At 46.8% G+C, this 24,635-nt stretch carries 21 protein-coding genes and 1 other annotated feature; of the genes, 6 read left to right on the top strand and 15 right to left on the bottom strand.

What is annotated here, in order from left to right; genetic code table 11:
• The first annotated feature begins 78 nt into the window (after window positions 1-78).
• Window positions 79-351: a 30S ribosomal protein S20 gene (gene rpsT, locus AC0VYE_RS21580; RefSeq protein ID WP_053376847.1), complete on the top strand. Its 273-nt coding sequence runs from the start codon at window positions 79-81 to the stop codon at window positions 349-351.
• Window positions 352-514: 163 nt separating this feature from the next.
• Here the strand turns inward: rpsT and holA are convergent, their stop codons facing one another.
• From holA to AC0VYE_RS21615, 7 genes are all read right to left on the bottom strand, one after another.
• Window positions 515-1,549 (bottom strand): DNA polymerase III subunit delta, encoded by a 1,035-nt coding sequence (gene holA, locus AC0VYE_RS21585; protein WP_076266863.1) that lies wholly within the window; start codon window positions 1,547-1,549, stop codon window positions 515-517.
• Between the two features lie 259 nt (window positions 1,550-1,808).
• Window positions 1,809-2,777, bottom strand: a complete 969-nt coding sequence (locus AC0VYE_RS21590; RefSeq protein WP_475442837.1) for an anti-sigma factor — start codon at window positions 2,775-2,777, stop codon at window positions 1,809-1,811.
• Window positions 2,774-3,322: an RNA polymerase sigma factor gene (locus AC0VYE_RS21595; protein ID WP_053376850.1), complete on the bottom strand. Its 549-nt coding sequence runs from the start codon at window positions 3,320-3,322 to the stop codon at window positions 2,774-2,776. Before AC0VYE_RS21595 ends, AC0VYE_RS21590 begins: the two co-directional genes overlap by 4 nt.
• Window positions 3,323-3,703: 381 nt before the next feature.
• Entirely contained in the window at window positions 3,704-6,286 is a 2,583-nt protein-coding gene (locus AC0VYE_RS21600) for a DNA internalization-related competence protein ComEC/Rec2 (protein ID WP_475442838.1), read from the bottom strand.
• 108 nt (window positions 6,287-6,394) lie between these two features.
• Window positions 6,395-6,925 (bottom strand): deoxycytidylate deaminase, encoded by a 531-nt coding sequence (locus AC0VYE_RS21605; protein ID WP_076266860.1) that lies wholly within the window; start codon window positions 6,923-6,925, stop codon window positions 6,395-6,397.
• Between the two features lie 97 nt (window positions 6,926-7,022).
• Window positions 7,023-8,315: a homocysteine synthase gene (locus AC0VYE_RS21610; RefSeq protein WP_076266859.1), complete on the bottom strand. Its 1,293-nt coding sequence runs from the start codon at window positions 8,313-8,315 to the stop codon at window positions 7,023-7,025.
• Window positions 8,316-8,395: 80 nt separating this feature from the next.
• Window positions 8,396-8,956 carry a ComEA family DNA-binding protein gene (locus AC0VYE_RS21615; protein ID WP_475442839.1) on the bottom strand — a complete coding sequence of 187 codons (561 nt, stop codon included), beginning with the start codon at window positions 8,954-8,956 and terminating at the stop codon, window positions 8,396-8,398.
• Window positions 8,957-9,151: 195 nt separating this feature from the next.
• Here AC0VYE_RS21615 and comER point away from each other — a divergent pair, with 195 nt between their 5' ends.
• Entirely contained in the window at window positions 9,152-9,991 is an 840-nt protein-coding gene (comER, locus tag AC0VYE_RS21620; protein ID WP_076266857.1) for a late competence protein ComER, read from the top strand.
• Window positions 9,992-10,031: 40 nt separating this feature from the next.
• On the opposite strand, the gene leuS is transcribed toward comER, so the two are convergent.
• From leuS to AC0VYE_RS21645, 5 genes are all read right to left on the bottom strand, one after another.
• Entirely contained in the window at window positions 10,032-12,470 is a 2,439-nt protein-coding gene (gene leuS, locus AC0VYE_RS21625; protein WP_076266856.1) for a leucine--tRNA ligase, read from the bottom strand.
• Between the two features lie 82 nt (window positions 12,471-12,552).
• Window positions 12,553-12,806, bottom strand: a binding site (T-box leader).
• Window positions 12,807-12,906: 100 nt separating this feature from the next.
• Complete coding sequence (locus AC0VYE_RS21630; RefSeq protein ID WP_475449682.1) at window positions 12,907-14,097, bottom strand: CynX/NimT family MFS transporter; 1,191 nt, start codon at window positions 14,095-14,097, stop codon at window positions 12,907-12,909.
• A 167-nt stretch (window positions 14,098-14,264) separates the two neighbouring features.
• On the bottom strand, window positions 14,265-15,458 hold the full coding sequence (locus tag AC0VYE_RS21635) for a GNAT family N-acetyltransferase (RefSeq protein ID WP_475442840.1): 1,194 nt from the start codon (window positions 15,456-15,458) through the stop codon (window positions 14,265-14,267).
• Window positions 15,459-15,601: 143 nt separating this feature from the next.
• Window positions 15,602-15,904, bottom strand: coding sequence for a hypothetical protein (locus AC0VYE_RS21640; RefSeq protein WP_076266854.1), 303 nt, complete (start codon window positions 15,902-15,904; stop codon window positions 15,602-15,604).
• Window positions 15,905-15,957: 53 nt separating this feature from the next.
• Window positions 15,958-16,152 carry a YwbE family protein gene (locus AC0VYE_RS21645; protein ID WP_076266853.1) on the bottom strand — a complete coding sequence of 65 codons (195 nt, stop codon included), beginning with the start codon at window positions 16,150-16,152 and terminating at the stop codon, window positions 15,958-15,960.
• 127 nt (window positions 16,153-16,279) lie between these two features.
• On the opposite strand from AC0VYE_RS21645, the gene AC0VYE_RS21650 reads away from it, so the two are divergent.
• Window positions 16,280-18,109, top strand: a complete 1,830-nt coding sequence (locus AC0VYE_RS21650; RefSeq protein WP_475442841.1) for a DEAD/DEAH box helicase — start codon at window positions 16,280-16,282, stop codon at window positions 18,107-18,109.
• Between the two features lie 613 nt (window positions 18,110-18,722).
• On the opposite strand, the gene AC0VYE_RS21655 is transcribed toward AC0VYE_RS21650, so the two are convergent.
• From AC0VYE_RS21655 to AC0VYE_RS21665, 3 genes are all read right to left on the bottom strand, one after another.
• Complete coding sequence (locus AC0VYE_RS21655; RefSeq protein ID WP_475442842.1) at window positions 18,723-19,520, bottom strand: Cof-type HAD-IIB family hydrolase; 798 nt, start codon at window positions 19,518-19,520, stop codon at window positions 18,723-18,725.
• A gap of 73 nt (window positions 19,521-19,593) precedes the next feature.
• Complete coding sequence (locus tag AC0VYE_RS21660) at window positions 19,594-20,346, bottom strand: 16S rRNA pseudouridine(516) synthase (RefSeq protein WP_339203509.1); 753 nt, start codon at window positions 20,344-20,346, stop codon at window positions 19,594-19,596.
• A gap of 1 nt (window position 20,347) precedes the next feature.
• Window positions 20,348-22,003 carry an RsmB/NOP family class I SAM-dependent RNA methyltransferase gene (locus tag AC0VYE_RS21665; protein ID WP_475442843.1) on the bottom strand — a complete coding sequence of 552 codons (1,656 nt, stop codon included), beginning with the start codon at window positions 22,001-22,003 and terminating at the stop codon, window positions 20,348-20,350.
• 310 nt (window positions 22,004-22,313) lie between these two features.
• Between AC0VYE_RS21665 and AC0VYE_RS21670 the strand changes: the two genes are divergently transcribed.
• From AC0VYE_RS21670 to AC0VYE_RS21680, 3 genes are read left to right on the top strand one after another with little or no spacing between them, the layout of a single operon-like run.
• Window positions 22,314-23,003, top strand: a complete 690-nt coding sequence (locus tag AC0VYE_RS21670) for a Gmad2 immunoglobulin-like domain-containing protein (RefSeq protein WP_475442844.1) — start codon at window positions 22,314-22,316, stop codon at window positions 23,001-23,003.
• On the top strand, window positions 22,972-23,559 hold the full coding sequence (locus AC0VYE_RS21675; protein ID WP_475442845.1) for a sigma-70 family RNA polymerase sigma factor: 588 nt from the start codon (window positions 22,972-22,974) through the stop codon (window positions 23,557-23,559). The genes AC0VYE_RS21670 and AC0VYE_RS21675 overlap by 32 nt, the downstream gene beginning before the upstream one ends.
• Window positions 23,552-24,502 (top strand): DUF4179 domain-containing protein, encoded by a 951-nt coding sequence (locus AC0VYE_RS21680; protein WP_475442846.1) that lies wholly within the window; start codon window positions 23,552-23,554, stop codon window positions 24,500-24,502. The genes AC0VYE_RS21675 and AC0VYE_RS21680 overlap by 8 nt, the downstream gene beginning before the upstream one ends.
• The last annotated feature ends 133 nt before the right edge of the window (window positions 24,503-24,635 follow it).

Genomic DNA, 24,635 nt, shown 5'->3' on the forward strand with positions numbered 1-24,635 from the left:
TGATAATATACTTTAAGTTGTGTTGTCTAGGTTTATGATGTAGATAAACCGTTGTAAACAGTTTAGGAGGTGAATTCCATGCCAAATATTAAATCCGCGATTAAACGCGTTAAAACAAGTGAAAAGCGTCGTGCTTTGAATGCATCCCAAAAATCCGCACTTCGTTCGGCCGTTAAATCTGCTGACCAAGCTATCGCTGGCACTGATGTAGATGCTGCTAAAGCAGCTCTTATCGCTGCAACGAAAAAGTTGGACAAAGCAGCAACTAAAGGCCTGATTCATAAAAATGCGGCTTCCCGCAAAAAATCTCGTCTTGCTAAACGTCTGAATGCCCTTTCGGCTCAAGCCTAAGCAAGATAACCGCTCAAACGAATTTCAGTTGTCCATCTGGTCAACTGAAATTCGTTTAGCACAACAAAAACAAGCTTCACTGCTCTTATCGAGCGGTGAAGCTTGTTTGTTGTTCCATGCTGCTTATCAGCTTTTCATATAAAAAAAGGCAATGGAAAGAACGCTATGCGCCCTTCTCCATGCCAAGTGAAAGCAAATACAGCTCTAAACCGAGCGTTTTATCAATTGCGCCGGTTTTCATTTTATAATCAAGATCTGCAAGTGAAGCCAGCAGCCTGCCAAGTCTAGCCACTTGAAATTTCCGGCTTTTCTCCGCGGCAAGCTTGACTGCGTATGGATGCAAGCCTAATTGGCCAGCCATTTGCTGAGGGGAATAGTGATGCTGCTCCAGCTCTTTGATTTGCAGCATGATTCTTAATTGCCTAGCGATAAGAGCGGCGATCTTAATTGGTTCTTCCCGACGAACCAGCAATTCTCTGTAAAGACGAATAGCCTTGTCAATGCGAAGCTCAGCGATCGCATCCACAAGCGCAAATACGTCCTCCTCAACTGTTGCTGCAGTTAGCATGGATGCCGTCTCTACATCAATGACACCGCCTGTTCCCGCGTGCAAGCACAGCTTGTCCACTTCCTGAGACAATTGCTGCATATTCGCTCCAGCGCGTGATAGGAGCAGCTCAGCCGCATCTGAAGACAAGGTTCTTTGCTGATCTGTTGCCCGCTTTATCATCCATTGCTTAAGCTGAGCCGCATCGAGTTCAGGGAACGGAACTAAGGAATGACGATCCTTTAACGTTTTTACAAGCTTTCGACGTTCATCCAGCTTCTCTGATTGGACAGAAATAACGATTATGGATGTCTCTGAAGGATACTCCATATACTGTATCAGCTTCTCAGGACGATGCTCAAGCTTACCGCCTTCCTTGCCTCCGGCACACAGCACAGTCGCATCTCTTATCAAAATCAGCTTCCGCTGCACAAAAAAAGGCGATGTTTCCGCTTCAAGAACCGCTTCTTCAATCGAGGTTTCCGCTGTATCAAATTTAACAATGCCAAGCTCTCGCTCCTCAGCTGTAAACATCGCCTCGGTCAATACGTTAATAAATTGCTGCAGCCGATAACGATCCTTGCCATACAGCACATAAATGGGACGGAAGCGTCCGCCCTTTATTTCTTTTAATGCTTCCTTTGCATCCATACCTTCACCTCGTCACGAGTAAATACAATTAGACGGCAACAAAGGGATGAGCCATATAAAGCCTCATCCCTTTGCCGAACATCTATATAAACATTCGCAGGCAGGTCCATGGTACCGCCCTGCGGATGGTCATACGACGTTAAGGATTCGTCGCAGACACTATCGCTGCTAACATTATACGCATAAATCGATGTAAATGTGCGTAATAACCCTTAATTTTTGCAGACCGCAATCTGTGCTGAAGCGAGCAGTTTCCAAGTTAATGCCCTGCCTTCTGCTCCGTCAGCGTGGATAAATCGATCACATACTTCTCAATTGCTCCTTGTTCAACATGAACCTCGTAGGTCAGCTTTTTGCTGTCCTCAGACCAGACCAGATTGAGCAGCTCACCGTTTTTGCGCGGTGATGTGAAGACGACAGATTGATCGGCAGCAGCAACAACTTTAATTTTAAAATTGTCAGCCTTGCCGCTATAAAGGCCATCGGGTGAAACTGTTGCCGTGCTGTTCGTATTCACACCTAAACCATTCTCGCCTTCGTTTTCAACCAATCCTTCAGAAGGATTCGAAGTTAAGCCTTTGACTGAGCCATCCTCAAATGACCCGCCATCAGGCGCTTTGTCTTCTTCATTGGTTAAAGGATTGATTGCGGCACTCTCGGACGATGGCGCTGAATCGGCATCTTTACCTTTATTTGCCGTTTCTGTCTTCACTTCTGGGTCTTCAGCACCGTTAGCGCTCGCTCTATAAGACATTTCCACTGGCGTTTCGTTCATCATATCAGCCGCGACGTTATTCGATTGCTTGGCTGAAGATTCTGATGCATTCATATCGCCAATCGAGCCTGAATTATATGTTACGATAAACAGCCCTGCAACGATTCCGGCTGCGATCACACCACTCATAATGCGCATGGACGGCCAGCGGCGTTGACGCTTGGAAAGACGTTTTGTTGCTTCCGTTCTGCTAACCATGGATGGCGGTTCCGCTTCAGCCTGACCAAACAGTTCCATCCGCTCTAATTGAGGCATAATCGCATCGACTAAGCTATAGCTCGGCATAACTTTTGGCAAACTGGTAAGCTCGGCGGACAATAGCTGTAACCGCTCGAACATGGCTGCACAGTCCGGACACTGTCTAGTATGATTCATCAAGACTTCGATTTCGCTTTCATCGAGATCGTTGTCTAGCTGTCTTTGCATTAGTTCCATCACCTCTTGACAATTCATCCCCGGACACCACCTTTCTGATAATCATGGAGTAAAGTCTGCAGCTGTTGCCTAGCTCTGAATAAATAGGATTTCACTGTATTGAGCGGCAAATCGAGCGAATCTGCAATTTCATTGTAAGAGAAATCCTGTAAATACCGAAGGACGACGACCGCACGATGATGCTCAGGAAGCTTGTCGATAGCGGCTTGAATGTCTTTAACAGCGTAAGCAGACATTACCTCGTCCTCCACGTTTTGTTTTTCGTGGAATACCATGTCGTGCTCATCTATTGAGACGGTCGGTTTATTTCTCCGAAACTTGTCAATGCAAATGTTGGTTACAATACGTTGAATCCATGTTTTGAACTGCGCTTTTTCTTCGTACGAGCCTATTTTTGTATAGATGCGAATTAGCGCTTCTTGCGCTGCATCAAGGGCATCCTGTTCATTATTTAATATATAATAGGCTGTCCGATAAACATGCGTTTCAATCTCTCGCAATAGAGTAATTAAAGCGTCGCGATCTCCCGACTGAGCGGCTCTTATAAGCTCCGGCTCCACCACGAAGGATCCCCCTCTCTTGCAACCATTCTGACGAACTGGTTGCGGTAAAAGTTGCAGATAAATTAGAAATATTACTTTATTTTTTTTAGTAAGTTTTAACAAGCAGAGCGATTGTCCCCAAGCGGACCGTCTTGAATGCACGAAGCAGGAAAAAAATCATAAAAAATTTACAGATACTCGCTATGCTGTGAAAGAATCGAAATAAACTCCACATTAAAGGATACCAAATTTCAACTAACTCGTATATAGAAAGAAGTCGAATACCTCTGAAAACGGCTCGACTTCTTTATTCCTAAGTATGAATGATTTTCATATGATATGCGAATTTAGGTACGGAAAGATGAAGGCAGGCTTTCTATCCGCATTTTTTCGATGACCGCCTTACTTCATTTTTGTATACGTAAATAAATCTTGGCTGGTTACAATAAACCGTACCTCGCCGTCACGATCTGTTCGCCACAAAGCGGTTCCCGCTTGATTTAATCGAGAAATCACATCTGGACTAGGATGGCCGTAGGTGTTTGTCGCTCCAACAGAAGCTACTGCTCCAAGCGTACGCCAATAATCGAGCCACTCTGTGCTTGTTGAAAAACGACTGCCATGATGTGCAACCTTCATAACTGAGACTTTTTTTTCATTTGAATCCATTATATTTTGCTGCCGCTCATTTCGTATAATGGAACGTTCCGTGGCAGCATTAATATCACCGGTAAACAAGAAGACCGACTGAAATAGCTGAACACTAAGCACAACACTAGCTTCATTCTGTTCCTCAAGGTGAGCCACCGCTTCCTCTTTTTGCGCCAATGGCCACAGAACACTTATCTTGGTATTTGCATCTAGCTGCTGCTTCATGCCCGCAGACGCGCTGTACATTGGAATTCCCAGCGCAATTGCCTGCTTTATAAGCTGCTGAGCATCATCTGCTTCCTTCACCGTTCCATTCCACCAAATGCTGCGTATGGGAATCGTCTCCAAAACCGCTTTTAAACCACGGATATGATCGCTATCCAAATGTGAAATGACGAGGATGTCAATCTCGCGCACGCCTCTTTTCATTAGCAAAGGCACAAGCACCTTTTTCCCGATTTCAAAAGGGTTGCTCCGCTCCTTCCACTCTTCCCCCGGCTTGCGGAAGCTCATCGTACCTCCGCCATCGATTAAAATATGCTTGCCGCCGGGTGTTCGGATATGTACAGCATCGCCTTGACCAACATCAATAAAACTAACCTCTGCATGACGGTTAAATAAATCCGGTTTAAAGGCATAAAAAATCATAATCAAAACTAACGCTAACAGCAATAGGCTGATCCTTAGCTTTTTACTGTTTTCTTTAACCACTATGTAAGGAAGAACCGCTCCAATTGGCGCTGTCTCCTCTATGGTCGCCGCTTCTTCCTCATGTTTCGCAGCGATTTGCATCGTCCAACTGCGCAAAATCCGAAATATGACACCAAATATAACCAGCCAAGCTGCCACCCACCAAAGAGGCGGAGTTGCCCAAATCGTCCTTAGTGAATCCACTTCGGACAGCTGCTCGACGAAAGCAAACGTCCATTCATTCGCGAAATGCGAGAAATAGGCCAGCAGCTTGCCGCCGCCCTCCCAAGGTATTGCAAGCAGAAGCGATACTGCGCCTATCGGCATAACGACAAAGCTGATGAACGGAACGAGCACAAAATTCGCGAGCATAGACAACACATGAAACTGATTGAAATAATAGATCGTCAGTGGAAAAGATACAATCTGCGCTACGAGCGTAACCGCTGCCAGATCAAGCAGCGATTTTCCTCTGCGCCACCTCGGCATCGCTTGCCGTACAGGCTGGACTCCGACAATTAGACCGATCGTTACAATGAACGACAGCTGAAAGCTGACATCCTCAATAAAATAGGGATCATAAATAAGCATAAGCACCGCAGCCGCAGCTAACAGATGCAGCCCATCCTTCAGCTTGCCCATCCGGGCTGCCAATAGCCCAAGAACGGACATTAGACCCGCGCGGACAACCGAAGGGGAAGCGCCGGCAAGCAGCACATACAAGGGAACGGACAACATGAGGATGAGCAGCATTCGTTCGCGGCTTATACGTGCGAGGCGCAGCAGTCCGCTAAGCGCATAAAGGAATACAGCAACATGGAGGCCCGAAATCGCTAAAATATGCGTTAAACCAAGCCTTGAAAATTGCTGGAACTGCTCTGGATCGAGGTCCTCGCGAATGCCGAGGACCAGTCCCTTCATGTATCCGGACTGCGAGGACGGATACAGCTGTTCCATCTGCGCGCCAAGCCATGCGCGCGTGCTGTCGACGCGGCCGAGCAGCGCGGCCGCGGTCCACATGGGGCCCGGCGCCGGTTTTACGGCGGCGGTGCCCTTCACTTTGAGCAGCCAGTGGATTCTCTGGCTGCTGAGGTAGCGGCGGTAATCAAATCCGCCGCTATTGGATGTGCCAGCCGGCCGCGTAAGCTCGCCGGCAAGGCGCACTTTGGCGCCGCGCTGCCAAGCCGCGGCGATGGCCTGCTCCGGCTGTTCCATCAGCCGGACATGCACGATCAACCGCTCGCGCAATGGCTGCGCAGCGGCTTCACCTTGAACGTGGATGCTGTGCGCCTCCACGCGTAACATCGCGCGGTCGCCGTCGACCTCCACCGCCGACACAATAACGCCCTCCGCTTCCGCCGCATACGCGGCTCGCGGTCCATCCGCCTCAGCGGCGGCAAGCAGTGCTGGCAGCGCAGTCACGTTGCGGGCATCCGCCCATAACCGCTCTCCTGTGGCAAGGCACACTGCCAAAGCACAAGCTGCCGCGAGCTGCCACGTCGCTTGCTTGCCAAGCACTGCAGCGGTTGCGAGCAATATTACCGCTCCCGCCGCAAGCCAAACGCCGCAGCTGTTCAAACCAGCAGCAGCCGCGCTCCCAAATACCCAACAAATCGCAAACCAAATTAAAGGACGTCGATTCACCTCTAGCTCCCTCCAATTCGCAAAGCCTCATAACAAAAAAAGAACCTCTGTCGCATCAAAAGATGCAATCAGAGGTTCCTCCTCGTTTCTACTATTTAATGAACAACGCTATGATGTTACATCCATATGCGCCTGAGCAGGTGGCTCGTAATGATCCAAACAACGGAAAACAATACCTTTCTGGGCCATCATATTGCTCACCTTTTCACTGTCTTTCGGATAACTGCGATGATAGACGATTTCGATAACACCGCTGTTTGCAAGCATGTTAGCGCATGTCCAGCAAGGCTGGTCGGTTACATAAACGGTTGAGCCTTCGCGATCGGTACGATCGGTGAACAGCAGCAAATTTTGCTCCGCATGTATCGTTCGAATACAGCGTTGTTTCTTGAATGGCTGCTCCTTGCCGTCGACCAGCTTCATCTCAACTTCCTCCGAAATCATGCAGCCTGCCTCGAGACAATCCTGCACGCCCATCGGAGCGCCGTTATACGCTGTGCCAAGCAGTTTTTTTCCTTGTACAAGAACAGCTCCAACATGTCTGCGCGGACAACGCGAGCGCGTCGAAACCATATAGGCAATATCCATGAAGTAGGTGTCCCAGTCCTTGCGGTCGGCATCCTTCGTTTGGGTGCTCATAACTCAACTTCCTCTCTCATGCTGCATCTGATGATCTCTGGTTGCATTTATTTATTGTATATTTCTTCGTTAACGCTTCTTACTAAAACGTTTAGTCTTAGGCTTGGCTGGCAGCAATGGCTTGCTCAATATCCGCCAAAATATCATCAATGCCTTCTGTACCGATCGATAGACGAATCATGCCTGGAGAAACGCCTGCATTAGCTTGCTGTTCCTCAGACAATTGCAGATGTGTTGTGCTTGCCGGATGAATAATTAGCGACTTGGAATCGCCGACATTCGCCAAATGTGAGAATAGCTGAACGGAGTTGATTACTTTCTTGCCCGCTTCTACTCCGCCTTTGATGCCAAATGTCATAATAGCGCCTTTGCCCTTCGGCAAATATTTTTGTGCAAGGTCATAAGATGGGTGGCTTGGAAGTCCTGGATAGCTAACCCACTCAACCGCTTCATGGCCTTCCAAATATTCAGCTACCTTTTGCGCGTTTGAGCTATGGCGTTCCATCCGAAGATGCAGCGTCTCAAGTCCTTGAAGCAATAGGAAGGAGTTGAAAGGTGAAATGGCCGCACCCATATCTCTTAGCAATTGGACGCGTGCTTTAATGATATAAGCGACAGGGCCAACTGCATCGGTATAAACAACGCCATTGTAGCTTGGATCTGGCTCAGTAAGACCAGGGAATTTGCCGCTGGCTTTCCAGTCAAACTTGCCGCCGTCTACAATGATACCGCCGATTGATGTTCCATGTCCGCCGATAAATTTAGTCGCGGAATGCACCACAATGTCTGCTCCATGTTCAATCGGTCTGCACAAGTACGGGCTCGGGAATGTATTGTCCACGATAAATGGAATGCCATTCTCATGTGCAATTGCAGCAACCGCTTCAAGATCGATCACATCGCCCTTCGGATTTCCGATCGTTTCAGCATATACTGCTTTCGTACGCTCGTTGATTGCTCCGCGGAAGTTTTCCGGATTCGACGGATCAACAAATCTTACAGTGATGCCAAGCTTTGCAAGCGTCATTGAGAATAAGTTGTAAGTGCCTCCGTACAGGCTAGTAGCGGAAACGATCTCATCGCCAGCTCCTGCAATATTTAGAATCGCGTATGTAATAGCCGATTGACCAGAAGCAACTGCCAATGCTGCCGGAGCACCCTCTAATTCAGCTACACGTTTCTCAAAAACATCCGATGTCGGGTTCATGATTCGGGAGTAAATATTTCCAAATTCCTGCAATGCAAATAGATTCGCTGCATGATCTGTATCTTTGAATCCGTAAGATGTCGTCTGATAGATAGGTACTGCGCGCGACAACGTAGTCGGATCGATTTGCTGACCTCCGTGGACGGATAGTGTATCGAGGGAAAGCTTGCGTTGTTCTGACATTTTCTCGACTCCTTCAAATGAGTTAATAGATAATGGCAAACGGAAGTTGTAAATGTCCGCTTCTTTCCATTCTCTCACAATTATGGACGAGCTACAATGCTGTCTTCCAATCCTTTTAATAGTTTTTCTCCAATTCCCTTGACACGGAGTAAATCATTAACGGTCGCAAATTTGCCGTTTCTTTCTCTATCTTCAATAATTGCTTTTGCTTTGGACGGTCCGATTCCTTTCAAATCATCAAGTTCCGCCTCCGTTGCGCGGTTGATATCAAGCTTTGCTGCATTATCCTTGCCCGCCTCAGCAATCAGCACTGCTGGCGCAGTGGATACAATCGTATCATCCTTTAAAGAAGCTTTCTCATCCGGCTCATTTCGATGATCAACACCCGCAGCTGATGCTTCTTGCTCCTTTTCCGGAATCATCTCCGTATCCTTCTTGTTCTTTACGTCTTCTTCACCCGCATCTGCTGCATCAATTGCAGCGACTGCAGATTTCACAGCATCGTTTAAAGGTACCCAATCACCTGTTTCCGGCTGCTTAGGCTCCATAAAAGCAGCGGCCAGCAATATAGCTGCAGCAAGTATTAAAATAGAAGCAAATAAAATGGCTTTGCTAGAAATGGTTCCAGTTAAAGGCTTCACTTCTTCACTCTCCTTTGAAAGAGACGAATTATTTGGTAATTAGTGACATATGAAACAAGTCCTGCGGAATAAGGTAAGAGAGCACACGAAATGAGTACGGCTATTGAAATTTTCACTCGGGATTTGTTCGCATATAACCTTTCTCTACAAATTAAAGCTGGTTATGCGCGCGCCAAACCTATAGGAGGGTTCAGCATGAATGTCGGATTTATCGGGACGGGCACAATGGGAAGCCTGCTCATTGAAGCTTTGATCGCATCTGGTGCATTATCACCAAAACAAATTGCCATCAGCAACCGCACCTTTGCAAAAGCGCAAGCCTTGGCCAACCGTTATTCCGGCATGAGAGCCGAATATACGAATGCTGCGGCTGCCTGCGGCTGCGATATTGTTTTTTTGTGCGTAAAGCCTTTGGAGTTCAAAAAAGTGGTCGATGATTTGAAGGCAACTATTCGACCAAATCAGATTGTCGTATCTATAACGAGTCCTGTCCTTATCTCTCATCTAGAAGGAGAACTCGATTGCAAGGTAGCTAAGGTTATTCCGAGCATTACAAATTATGTATGGAGCGGAGCATCGCTTTGCATTTATGGGGAAACGATTGATGAGAATGATATGGCTCAACTGGAGGACTTATTATCCCATATTAGTCAGCCGCTGCGAATAGATGAGAGTTACACACGCATCGTATCCGACATTTCAAGCTGCGGACCAGCTTTTATGTCTTTCCTGCTTGAGCAATTTGTGGATGCTGCTGTTGAAGAAACGGGTATTAGCCGTGATGAAGCGCTGCGTGTTGCAAGCGCCATGCTGCTCGGAACCGGCTTGCTGCTGACCGAAGGCGGCCTTACACCTGCAGAGGTGCAAGAGAGAGTTGCCGTCCCTGGCGGCATTACAGCCCAAGCGCTAAACCTGCTGCGCCGCGAGACAGAAGGAGTATTCAATCAACTCATCCGTACGACACATGCAAAGTTCGATGAAGACGTGGTCAAAGTTTCCACCGCCTTTATAGGCGAAGAGGTGAACGGTCAATAGCTGTTCTTCAGCTAATGCCCGTTCACCTCTTCTGTTTGTCTTAATTAGCAACGATATTGACTAGCTTGCCTTTTACCGCAATGACTTTACGGATCGTTTTGCCGGCAATCAGCTCTTGTACCTTCTCAAGCTCTTTCGCTATGTTTTCCATCTCAGCAACGTCCATATCAGCTGCAATGGAGATGCGATCTGCGATTTTACCATTTACTTGTACGACGATCTCAACCTCTTGATCGACCGTCCAAGCTTCTTCGAACGTCGGGAACGCTGCATACGTAAGCGAATCTGTGCGTCCCAGCTTCTCCCATAGCTCTTCCGCGATATGCGGCGCAATTGGCGAAATCAATTGAACGAATTGCTCCATTGCTGCTTGCGGAAGCACATCTGTTTTGTAGGCTTCGTTTACAAAAATCATGAGCTGGCTGATTACGGTGTTGAAGCGAAGTCCCTCATAATCATCCGTAATTTTTTTGATTGAACGATGCCATGTGCGCTTGAATGCATCACTCGTTTCGCCATTGCCGATTTTGGCATTCAAGCTGCCATCCTCGTTCACGAACAAACGCCATACACGGTTAAGGAAACGATATGTTCCTTCCACACCATTGGTATTCCAAGGTTTCGTTGCTTCAAGCGGACCCATAAACATTTCGTACATACGAAGCGTATCTGCGCCAAACTCGTTTACAATATCATCTGGATTGATAACATTTCCACGCGATTTGGACATTTTTTCGTTGTTGTTTCCAAGGATCATACCTTGGTTGACAAGCTTATGGAACGGCTCCTTTGTATCTACAACGCCGATATCATAAAGCACCTTGTGCCAGAAACGAGCATAAAGCAGATGCAGAACAGCATGCTCAGCGCCGCCGATGTAAAGGTCAACCGGCAGCCATTGCTTTTGCTTCTCTGGCGAACAAAGCTGTTTGTCGTTTTTAGGATCGATGAAGCGCAGGTAGTACCAGCAGCTGCCAGCCCATTGCGGCATCGTGTTCGTTTCACGGCGTGCCTTCATGCCCGTTTCAGGATCGATCGTGTTCACCCATTCCGTAACGCTGGCAAGCGGTGATTCCCCAGTTCCTGAAGGAGTGATAGCATCAACATCAGGCAGCAGAAGCGGAAGCTGATCCTCAGGAACAGTCTTCATCGTACCATCCTCCAAGTGAAGGATCGGAATCGGCTCACCCCAGTAACGCTGGCGGCTGAACAACCAATCGCGCAGGCGGTAAGTGATTTTCCCTTTTCCTTTGCCCGACGCATCCAGATGCTCTATCATTTTCGCAATCGCTTCTTCATTCGTCAAACCGTTCAAGAAATCGGAATTGACATGAATGCCGTCGCCTGCATAAGCTTCCTTCGTAACATCTCCGCCTTGTACAACCTCAACGATTGGCAAATCAAATTGCTTAGCAAATTCCCAGTCGCGAGCATCATGACCTGGAACAGCCATAATTGCACCCGTTCCATAACCAGCAAGAACATAATCTGCGATCCAGATTTGTGTTTTCACGCCATTAACGGGATTAATGGCATAAGCTCCTGTGAACACGCCTGACTTGTCTTTCGCCAAATCAGTACGCTCCAAATCACTCTTGCGCGATGCTGCCAGTTGATAAGCTTCAACTGCTTCTTTTTGCTCTGCCGTTACGATTTTTGCAACAAGCTCATGCTCAGGAGCGAGTACGCAATAAGTCGCGCCAAACAATGTATCTGGACGAGTCGTAAATACGACCAATGCGGAATCATGACCGTCAATCTCAAAGGTAACCTCAGCTCCTTTGGATTTTCCAATCCAGTTGCGCTGCATATCCTTAATGCTTTCTGTCCAGTCCAGCTCTTCCAAATCATCCAACAGACGATCCGCGTATTCCGTAATTTTCAAAATCCACTGACGCATAGGCTTGCGAACAACGGGATGATTGCCCCGCTCGCTTAGGCCGTTAATAACCTCTTCATTGGCAAGCACCGTTCCAAGAGCTTCACACCAGTTAACTGATACTTCAGCAACATAAGCGAGTCCTCTATTGTACAATTGGATAAAAATCCATTGCGTCCATTTATAATATTCAGGATCGGTTGTACTAATCTCGCGATCCCAATCGTATGAGAAGCCAAGTGATTTTATTTGTCTGCGGAAATTATCGATGTTTACAAACGTAATATCGCGCGGATGCTTTCCTGTATCAAGCGCATGCTGCTCAGCAGGCAATCCGAACGCGTCCCAGCCCATCGGATGAAGGACATTATAACCTTTCATTCTTTTGTAGCGAGACACGATATCCGTCGCTGTATAACCTTCGGGATGTCCTACATGCAAGCCAGCTCCAGATGGATATGGAAACATATCTAATGCGTAAAACTTTGGTTTATCAGCATCCTCTGTCGTTTGAAACGTTTTGTTTTTATCCCAAAATTGCTGCCATTTCGGCTCCACAACAAGCGGGTTATAGCCGTGAAATTGCTGTTCTTGACTCATGTGCTCATATCCTCTCTCAAATAAATGCTGAATGCATAATTGTACAAAAAAACATAAAACCTCTCGCCCCTAGCGAATTATCGCTAGGGACGAGAGGTTGTTCTCCCGTGGTACCACCCTAGTTAGCGAAAGACATGCTTTGCCGATCGCTCACTTGTCGCCCTTATCGCGGGCCAAACGGTGATTTTCGCGTAAACGATGTTTCGTAAACATCGCTTTCGTTAATCGCACAGCTCCAAGGCGAGCTTCATTTCGCTGCAGGTCCGGCTTCCACCATAAATCACCGGCTCTCTAGGCCTGACAAACGAAATTACTGTTCCTCTTCAACGCTCCATATGCATAAAATCGTTAGTTTCGATTATAAAGATCACACGGTTCGGTGTCAAGAGAACGTACTTGAACTTCAAGCGTATCCTAATCGATTTGAACAACACATCTATTGTTCTTGTGCTCCTGATATGGTTTTATTCGCTCCAGCTCCGAAGCCTATATATCCAAAAATAACGGCAACGGCTACTAGCATCACTAATGAGATAGTCCAATTATTCGTCAAATCATGAATGAGTCCAAACAACAGCGGTCCGGCAGCGGCAAGCAGATAACCAAGTGACTGCGCCATCCCCGACAACTGAGCTGACTGCCTTGTGCTGCTTGTCCGCAGTACAAAAAACATAACTGCGAGACTAAAGCCGGAACCGCCGGCAATTCCGAGTAAGATCATACAAATCGGAATAAGATCCACATTCCCGCTAAGAAGACCTAGGTATCCTAGGAGCAGCAAGATCGTTGTAAGAATAACAAGCAGCCTTTGGCTTGCCTGCTTTCCCGCAATGACAGGTATAATAAATGTCGCGGGCAAGCTGACAAATTGCAGCAGTGACAGCATCCATCCCGCATCAACGTGACTCATGCCGCGGTCAGACAAAATTTCAGGCAGCCATGATATGTTGACATAGAAACAAAATGATTGAAGACCCATAAATAATGCTACTTTCCAAGCTAAGCCAGAGCGCAGCAGACTACCGTTCTTCTCGCCATTCGTTGCTGCTTTGTTGTTATCCTTCTTCGCAAACGAACGAAGTTGCGGTACCCAAGCAATTGTAGCAATTAGAGCGAGCAGTGCCCAGCAGGCCAGCATCCCTTGCCAGCCAAAGGAAATCTTCTCTGTAATGGGAATGCTGAATCCTGAAGCAAGAGCAGCACCTAAATTCATCACGACCGAATATAAACCAGTCATTAAACCGACGGTGGCCGGAAAATCTCTTTTTATCATGCTCGGAAGCAATACGTTTGCAACTGCAATCGCCATGCCAAGCAAGATCGTTCCAACAAATAAAGCGGCTATCGCTGGAAGGGATCGAATTACAATCGCGCCAGTCAGCACGACCATTGCAATAAATAATGTGTTTTCCATACTTATGCGCTGAGCAATTCGTGGCGCAATCGGAGAAATAAGTGCAAATGCTAGCAGCGGCAAGGTCGTCAGCAGCCCAGTGAGCGCACTGGAGATGCCAAACGAACGCTGAATTTCAGATACGATTGGTCCAACTGCTGTTAATGGCGCTCGCAAATTAGCGGCTATGAGCAAAATGCCAAGAAGCAGCAGCCATGAGCTTGCTATTGCAATTGGCGCAGAAGATGTAGATGCTGATGATAAATTTGTATTGCTGATTTTCACGAAATAATCCTTCTTTCTCATGCTGATCAATCTAAGTTGTTTAGTTTCCCATATAAGCGCCTTAAACATTCAACAAGGCGCCATATATGATTAATACAAATAACAAATAGCAGCTTTTATTTTTTTACTCGATACCAATACTCGTATTGCGGGACATACCCGATTTTATCGTACAGCCGATTAGCTGCTGCGTTATCTTTTACAACGAGCAGATAACCTTCAGTCGCTCCACGCCCCTTGCCCCATTGTAGAAGATGCAGCACTAACTGCTCGCCAAAACCTCTATTTCGATAGTTTGGATCGGTCACAATATCATAAATACCAATCCAACCATCTTCAATCACCGCATAGCCGCATGCTACCGGTATTCCATTGTCGTGCAAGATTGCGCAGCATTTATCCAGCGGTGACTGTTCTAACATTTTGCGTGTAGTTGACCGCTGTTCATCCGTTAAACGACTAAAAACCGCAACCGCATCCAGCCAATTCTCCGAAACTTCCTGTTCGAGCCAAATTTCAGCAGCTTTCGGCGATAGCGCGTCAGAAAGATGTATCGTTTTGACAATCGTCCGGTCGATAAGCTCATAACCGCGAGTCGCCAGTTCCTCATCAAGCGAGGTTGGCTGGACGAAGGGTGTTATTTTAAAAACAGAGCGAATGCCCTTTTGTTCATACAGTTCCTCGCAGGAGCTGATTTTTGCATTAAGCTGAAGCGTGCTGCCGTACACAGGATTAATCGAATTGGAACGTTTCGTATAACCTTCTGCAAAACGAAGCAGCCAGCCGTCGTAGACAACCGTTTGCAAAGCTGGCCAGCCATTCAAGCTCATTTCCTCTATGCGAAAATGCAACAGTCGCTTAATCTGCTCCATATGATGCTGATCATGCCATATAAAATCTTTTATATACTGACTCACTTCAAAGACATGACCGTCCGCATCTACATAGTCAGCTTTGTACTGCTCATCTGCTAGCTGTGCTATCGTGTCAATAATCCGCTTACGTATGCTTGCAGCTTCATGAACGAGCTCAGCGATCGAAGTTGACCTGCTGTATATTTTTGCTTGTTCGTTAAACTCATTATAATCCAAATGTTTAACCGTAAGCGGCAAGCCGGCTCGCACCTTTAAGATTGCTTCTTCATAAAAATAAATATCCCAACGTAAAATATGGGCTGTGACGTCTCGAACCGACCATTTTCCTGCGGCAATGCTCTGATTCCAAATACGTTCGTCGTAACGCGCCAAATCGGTTACAAACGTTATCCATTCTTCGAAGGTGTCTAGCAGCTGCCGTTTCTCGGTAACCATATGCAAATTCCTCTCCCCTTAAACTGGCATAATCATCCAAGCTTCCATTTATCATAAAGGATGATTCCTTAAGGAGCGAGATTTTTTTCCATTATTGAAATAAAAAAAGCTGCCTCATGAGCAGCTAATTGCGATTCTGGTCCTCATACCATATCAAATCGTTCAAGCTGTTCCAGCTGATTTTCTCGCTTCAATATTTCACGCTGCATCGGTCCAAGCAAATCAAAATGCGGATACTCTGACCGCGCATGAATATAGCGAGGATTAAGGCCGTTATCGAGGCACCAGCGCGAGAGCTTCTCCATATCGGAGCAGCCTACCTTCGTTACTGTCTTCATGTCTGGAAACCTCGAATCCAGCCAGTAGTGCGTCAGAAATGCAATTTCTCCGCGGGCAACGGCTTCCTTCCATCGCTGCAACTCTTTTCTTTTTATGCCAAAGGCCACAGCACATCGCTCCTTTAACGTTGAACATTCCTTCCTGACTAGATATGGACTCTTTAAGTCAGGATGTTCTTGACTCTCCCTACTTGCCCATCTGCCAGTCTCACTTTAATGCCGTGAGGATGCTTAGGCGAATTTGTCAAAATATCTTTCACGACACCTCGTGTCAGCTTGCCAGTCCGTTGATCCTGCTTCAAAACAATGTCTACCGATAGGCCCGCTTTGATCGCGGAGCGCTCTGTTCCATTCATATTTACCATTCCTCTGCTGCTCTAATGTCGGCTTTTAGCATAGCATAAGCAAAGTAAAGATGCACATTATAAGGACAGCTGTTATACTTAACATCAAAAGATGTAAACGAAATGAGGAAATGTATTAATGTCTAACGCATTTAATGCTTTGGGTATAATTCCCAAGCTAAGCGAATTGCTTCACCATGATGGAATTATCGAGCCGACTCCGGTTCAAAAGCAAGCGATTCCACTTCTGCTCAACGGGCAGGATGTAATTGCACAAGCTCAGACGGGCACAGGCAAAACGATTGCGTTTGCTTTGCCTATTTTGCAACGTATTAATATAGAGAAAGAACAAGTCCAAGCTCTCATATTAACTCCAACGAGGGAACTTGCGATTCAAATTACGAGCGAGCTCAAAAAACTTGTGCCCGCTGTTGGCGTAAGCGTGCTTGCTGCCTATGGCGGCCAAGACGTTGATGCTCAGATTCGCAAGCTGCAGCGCTCGCCCCATATCGTAGTTGCCACACCTGGTCGTCTAATCGATCATATGAAACGTGAAACCGTCAGCCTAGGCAAGCTGCAAATGCTTGTTCTCGATGAAGCGGATCAAATGCTTCACATGGGCTTCCTGCCAGATGTAGAAAGCATTATTTCACAAACGCCGAAAGCTCGTCAAACGATGTTGTTCTCAGCAACAATGCCTGATGCTATTCGCAAGCTGGCTGCTGATTATATGAAGACGCCTGTCGATATTCGGGTACGCAGTACTAACGTCACACTCGACAGCATTACACAAATCGTCTATGAAACAACGGATAGAAGCAAGCAGCAAACTCTCGTGCATTTGCTTGAGCGTCATCAGCCCTATTTGGCCGTTATTTTTTGCCGGACTAAAGTTCGCGCGAAAAAATTGAACAAGGAACTCCAAGAGCTCGGCATTGAATCGGATGAGCTGCACGGCGATCTTACGCAAGCGAAGCGTGAGCAAGTAATGAAGCGCTTCAGAGATGCAAGACTGCAGGTGCTTGTAGCAACTGACGTTGCTGCACGCGGACTCGATGTTGAAGGGGTTACCCATGTTTACAACTACGACGTTCCACAAGACGGCGAGCTGTATATTCACCGTATTGGCAGAACGGGTCGCGCTGGGCAAGATGGCGCAGCCATTACACTCGCAACTCCTTATGACAAAAACCATTTGATTCTTATTGAACAAAGCATAAATGCTAAGCTTCCGCGCCGTGCAATTGACAGCGAAGGCAACGAAACATCTGTACGCGCACAATCCGCCGATCGTCCTGAGAGAACACGCAGTGCAGCTGGCAAAAGCAGTACACGCGGCGGAAGCAGCAAGCCATCCGAGGGTGGACGCCGCGGCGGTCGTGACCGTTCTGCTCAAGGCGATCGCAATGCGAAGCCAGGCGGACGCAGAGGCCAACGCGAGACCGTTCGTCCTAATGCTGGCAAACGTACAGGCAGAACAGCTGAGATTCGCGGTCAAGCTTCCGAAGCAGCCGGCGAGAGCACAGGCTGGTCAGCTAATCGTGGAGATCGATTCGAATCCGCAAGCCCCGCTCGCGGCAATGACCGTTCCCAAAGCCGCAGCAGCTCCACTCGCGGCGGTGACCGTTCCGAAAGTCGCGGAAGTTCAGCTCGCGGTGGCGAACGCTCCGAGAGTCGTGGCGGTTCAGCTCGCGGTGGTGCAAGCCGCAGCGGCGGCTTCGGCAGTCCTCGCGGCGCAGAGCATGTAGCAGGCCGTGCCTCGTCCAAGGTGGATAGCCCTTGGGAAGCAGCACGCAGTGATTTCAAAGCAAAAACACTAAATGAGCACGAAAACGGCCGTGGAACAGGCAAGCGCGGCAAATCATCGTCAGGCGGACGCAGCGGCTCACCTGCCGGCGGTCGCGGCAACAGCCCGCGTGGCGGAAGCTCTTCGAGCAAACCGCGCGGTGGCGGCGGACGCAATCGGTAAACAACTTTAAAAGAAAGAGCGGTCAACACAGGAACTTATTCCTAGTGCTGACCGCTCTTTCTCTTTCTATATCATTCCGTCAGGATCTTACTTCGTTAACCGTTAGATCATACTGATTATTATTGATAGTCAATGCCGCCTCATAATATCCTCTGCAGCAGCTAATAGAATTGCATTGGCATTTATACGCGCCGCTGCATCCGCAAACGCAAAATTTAGTTTTCGTAAATCCGGGATAAATATTAGGAAGCTTTTCATAAAAGGTGTGAGCATGGTGAGTGAAAATAGCTATAACATTATTTTGCACATTGGATGTAGTTGATTGGATTTCAATGCAGGCGTGGATTTCAAAGGAGATTGGCATTATTAGAAGATTTGCAGTTGCATTGTTTTATCCTTTTTTTGATCAATCTCAATTACATTCTTCCTTTCCACTATAGCTTCGATTTGAACCATAGCTATAATTATTCTTAAAAAAATAGATTCGTGTGAGTTAACATTTAATTCGCAAGCAATATCTTTGACTCTTACCAACTTGGGCTCTATTACAATCATCCCAAAGAAAAAGAGCTGTTTCAAAAGTTTTCACTTTTGAAACAGCCCTTTTGTTTAATTAGCTCCAAGCGTGCTCATAAAGCGCTCTAGCCACGCCATCCTCGCTATTCGAAAGTGCAACTGCATTAGCTGCCAGCTTCACTTCCTCAGGGGAATTGCCCATTGCTATGCCCATGCCCGCAAATTGAAGCATCGTTATATCATTATGATAATTGCCAATTGCTAGAATTCGGCTGCGATCAATGCCTTTAATTGCAGCAAGCTGCTGCAACGCTTTTCCTTTATTGGCTTCAATATGATGCACATCGATAAAGAAGTCGCCGCTCCGAATCGAATGAAGCTGCTTAGGCCATCCCGACCATTCCGTTTGTACGACATCCATCTGATCCTTCGTTCCGAAAACTGTAAATTTCACAAGGCCGCTAGGCAAGCCCAGGCGGAAATCATGAATCGATGGTTTAGCTTGAAAATGGCCATACATTGCTTCCACTTCCGGCGTCATGCTCTCGACCATCATTTCAAACGCAGTATTCAAATCAAAATGAATGCCATTCTCGCGGCAATATTGAATAAAACGCAATAAATGCTCAGGTATCATATCGAATTGGTGAACAACGGAATGGTCATCCGCATTAATCGTTGCTGCTCCGTTATGAGTAATCACTGTCCCGCTAAGTCCAAGCTCTTTCAGCACAGGAAGAGCGCCAGATGGTCCTCTCCCAGTACATAACACGATTTGAGCTCCGCGATTGGCAGCTTCATGCACCGACTCACGAATAGCTTTCGTCAGCACATGATCATCTGTAAGCAGCGTCCCATCCACATCTAAAGCAATTAAGTCATAATTAAGGCTCATGTCTCCACTCCTATTCCAAACTCTGTAAGTGCTCTCTCTATCTCTTAATTACAGCAAACACTAGATACAATGTCTAATCCGTCTTCCGTTTATGCGAGCGCAGAAGCTCTAGTTCTTCTTCCGTCAGCTCCCGATAGGAGCCCTCTTCAAGAGTTTCATCAAGCTTAAGCGGGCCCATCGATACTCTTTTCAAGTATACGACCTTTTTGCCGACAGCTTCAAACATTCTTTTCACTTGGTGAAACTTACCTTCCATAATGGTAAGGGAGATACTCGAAAATATTTCATCATCCCTTTGTTCACGACTCTTGATGTGTAGCTCAGCCGGCATCGTAACATACCCGTCGTCTAATGCAACGCCAGCCAAAAAAAGCTGCTTGTCTTCTTCGCCAACATCGCCAAGCACCAATGCTTCATAGGTCTTCGCAACATGCTTGCGCGGAGACAACAGCTCATGAGCAAGCTGCCCATCGTTCGTCAGCAGCAGCAAGCCAACCGTGTCTTTATCCAGTCGTCCGACTGGAAATGGATCTCGCTGCCGATCGCTGAGCTCAAGTAAATCGATTACTGTGCGTTCACGACTATCCTCTGTTGCAGAAATAACGCCCTGCGGCTTATTCAACATGAAATAAACGACATCACGATACACTACAGGTGCTCCGTCAAAATAAACCTTTGCTGTATCAGGGTCAACGATTAGTCCGCTGTCTTTCACTACTTTATCATCAACAACAACCATGCCGAGCTTCACAGCTCGTTTAATTTCGCTGCGCGTACCCAGTCCCATATGGGCGATCAGCTTGTCAATTCGAATACGTTTACTCATTCTACATCCATCTCCATCCTGCAGGCAGTTCATTTTTGATCATTCCAGCGGCATATTTCCCCCAACCTAAGGGGAAACCGTCTGTACAAACTAATATATACCCTTTTGAGGCGGCGCCAGCATGCACCGTTAGTTCCGATTCATCAACAAACAAGGTTTCTCCTTTGAGATATCGAATCGTCTGCTCATCAGACGAGCTCCAATTAACGGAGCGCACGGCTTCATCTGGCTTTAACCCCATGGCTAGCGGGTGTGACGGTTCAAATCGACCTCGAATAGCTTCACCTACATACCAGCCGGCTCTAACTACGCGCAAGCCATCGAGCGATGGCAGTTCGGCAGGCTGAATATATACGCGAGAACCAAAGGCTACAACACGCCCTGGCCAGCTTCGTCCATTTATCGCAAATTGTTCTGCATACTGGTGCCATAGCTCAATTGGACTTGCTTCTTCAGAAAGGTTCATCGCGGCTCCATCACGACCACTCCCCGCTCCTTTCTTGTTTGCAGGGCGCTCCAATCCAGCGTTGGCCCAATCATTTCTCGTTTGCCGTTTAGCTGCTCGGCGCTCATCCCTATGATCTTGTTTCTTTTCTTGTCTTTTCCCGCTGCTTGGCACGACTTCACGTTTCAAGCTTCCTCCAGCAGACTGGACGCTCTTGCTCTTTACAGAAGCAGCAACCACTACCTCTTCTTCAATGATGCTAGTCCGCTCCCCGCTGCGTCTAAGGACAGCCGCATAATGGCCTTCTCCCTCGATTAAATGCGGCCATAGCCTTACCGTTCCTTGAATGGATTGCAGACGCTCAGCATCAAGCTGCGCCATGCCTTCTGCTAAATCCGCTCTGCCTGACCTCCAGCCATGCTGAGGAGAAATAGCTTCAACAAAAAAATCTTCATGCTCGGCTAAAAACTGAGCTATTTGCTGCTCATTCTCCTCCGGCGAGAACGTGCATGTCGAATAGACCATTCTCCCCCCAGGTGCCAGCATCGCTGCGGCATGCTGCATAATATCGCGCTGCATTAAGGAACATTTTTCAATCGAGTGCTTCTCCCATTCTGCAATCATTGAATCATCCTTGCGAAACATGCCCTCGCCGGAGCATGGGGCATCAATGAGAATACGATCGAACCATTGTGGAAAAACAGCGGCAATTGCTGCGGGCTCATCGTTAAGCACGACAGCATTGCGAACACCGGCAAGCTCTATATTTTTGGCCAAAGCCTTTGTTCTTTCTCTGGCGTTATCATTCGTGACGAGCACTCCGCTTCCTTGCAGCTTCCCTGCAATTTGCGTCGATTTACCTCCTGGAGCCGCGCATAGATCAAGTACGCGTTGACCAGGCTGAACGTCCAACAGTTCTACCGGAGCCATCGCACTCGGTTCTTGAATATAATAGAGCCCCGCATGATAGTGCGGATGTTTGCCTGGCCGTTCGCCCTCTTTGTAATACAAACCATCCGGTGCCCAAGGTATTTCACGCACCTCTTCGCCCATGTTAGATAGCTTTTTCCATTGCTCGACACCTAGCTTTAATCGATTGATTCGAAGACCGTATACTCTTGGTGCATCATACGAAGACATAAAGCTATCAAACTCATCACCAAGCAGCTTTTCCATTTTTTCTGTGAAATTACGCGGCAAATTGCCGTTCATGCTATTTCCTCCTGCCAAATAAATAGCCTCTCAGCATTCGCCGAGGCATTCGTACACAAAGCTTAAGGATTCATTATACAACGCACAGAATAATGAAGCGTCATTAAAATTGTTGAAAAGTTAGACAAGCTCCGAAACGCTATTCATTATACAAAAGTTGATCGCTGTCCGCAGCTAATTAATGGAATATATTCCCTTGCGTCTTTTCGCCCATCTCGCTCATCTAACCTATATAACCTACATGAAGCGCACAACAACAAACGTTTATCACAAATAATACACGGCGAAAAGCCATAAGGAGATTATTCATATGAATAAATTAGTAATAGGTACAGTCGTAACCTCAGTCATTGCCGGGGCATCCCTAATCGGGTTGATGACGACTTCAGTCAACGACCGCAGCATCGTTCAAGCCAAGGATAACGTAAACCAAATAACGCAGCAGCATGTGAAACAGCCCGAGACAAGCATTAGCAACAACTCGATCCGCAACATTGAAGCAGCGAAGCAAAGTTTAGTATTTGAAATAAAGGGCGAAGCAAGCCTATTCGAAGGCACCTACCATTTCACAATCAAGCAGGGCGATAAAATCATCATGACTGATTTTGGAACGGCTTCTATAGGCGGACCGGAATGGGGCAAAGTGAATCAGACCATTATCGTTCCGGTAAATAAGTTGTCACTCGACATCCCGCTCCATATCGAGCTATATGAAATTGATCAAGAGAGCGGCGAACAAGTTCGCAAAGTCATCATGCCGCTAACGATGTACGTAAGCAGCAAAAACGTCGACAACGAATCATTTCGCAATCTGATGATCACTCCTGTATCCGTCGATTATTCCTTAAAGGGCGAGGCGAGACTTTTAGAGGGCACCTATAATTATACCCTAAAACATGGCGAAAAAGTGCTTGCCGCAGGTTTTGGAACAGCCTCTATCGGCGCACCTGACTGGGGCAAGGTTCAGTATGATTGGAATCGTATGGGAGAGCATAACTAGAGAACGACTATTACTCATAAGGAGGCCGACCGCCATTTCAAATGAAATTGAACTTGTAAAAAAAGCAATAGCCGGTGATGACGAAAGCTTCTCCAAGTTGATCGCGAGTCGGCAGGATCGGCTCTACCGAATCGCCTATACATATGTTCGCAACAAGGACGATGCTCTCGAAATTGTACAAGAAACCATATATCGCGCCTTTATTTCTGTCAAAAAAGTGCGTGAGCCGCAATACTTTCATACGTGGCTAACAAAGATCGCCGTCAATTATGCGCTTGAATATATTCGAAAAGCTAAAAAAACAGTCTATATCGACAGCGATTATGAGGCTGGTTACGCTCCAGAACGAACCGAAGAACAAATCGATCTGCATCAGGCACTCAACAGTCTTGACGAGAAGTCCAAAACGGTAATCATCCTAAGGTATTTAGAAGATTTGCCCTTAAAAGATGTTGCTGAAATTGTTGATATGCCGTTAAGCTCGGTGAAATCGATCGTCTACCGGGCTCTAGCAAAGCTGAATATTCACCTAAACGAGGGGGAAGACGATGAGTAACCGAATGGATTTATTTAAAAAAACATATAATGAAATCGATATTCCCGATCAGCTTGCTGCCGTTGCCAATGCAGCTATTCAAAGAGGCAAAATCGAGCGCAAGCGCACGAAACAAGCAAAATCAATCCGCTGGGTTAAACGTGTAGTTGCTGGTGCAGCAGCCCTCTTTATTCTTTTTACAATCAGCATTAATACGATGCCTGCTTTCGCTAGCAGCTTAGAAAAAATACCTGGTCTTGGCCAACTCGTGCGTACTTTGCAGTTTTACAAAGGAAGCGCAGGCGGCGGTACAATTACGGACTCCACTGCTATTAATGTCATTTCACTGGAGAAGAAAGGCGATCTTGAGCATATTGTCATTCATTTTCAGAAAAACAATAAAGACCAGCAAATGACGAATTCGTTTAGCGTAAACTATAGCCTATATCCTAATACTATGACTTTTTCAATTGGCGGTGTTAGACGCTTCTCAGCCGAGAAGGACTTAGCGGAGCTAAAGAAAAGCAGTTTAATCACGGACGCTTATCCATTAATTTCGCTCGACGACTCGCTGGTTCGCTTTAACATAACTTTTAAGAACAATATAAGTTACGAGGTCAAGGAATATAAAGAACCGGCACAAGTTGTTCTTACGATAAAGCGGGATTCTGCAGAAACCAATCCTCCCACCGTTTATTCGCTTCGTACCGCTTCTTCCGCATTCGGAGAAACGCAAGGCATTTACGAAGAAATGTTAGCAGGTCTTGAAGGAGTACGAACGCTCAAAGATCAACAAGGGGGTTACTTTGTCGAAGCTGGATATTATAGCAGTGAAGAAGCAGCTATGGAGAAAATGCAGGAAATTGTTAAAACCTATGGCATCTCTGGTCATTCGTTATACATTGAACAGAGAGAAGCCATGCAATATCCCCAAGCAATTAACGCCAGATCAGACAACCAGTAATATCCAACATTTTACCCATCTATTTCCTTTCATTCTCTAAATCCGAATGTTGTATGACATTGATGTTCAAGCTCTTACATACCAATACGGATTTGTTATATAATATATTTAAGTAAGGACATGCTGTTCTTTC

The organism is Pristimantibacillus sp. Z349TD_6 (assembly GCF_056173205.1).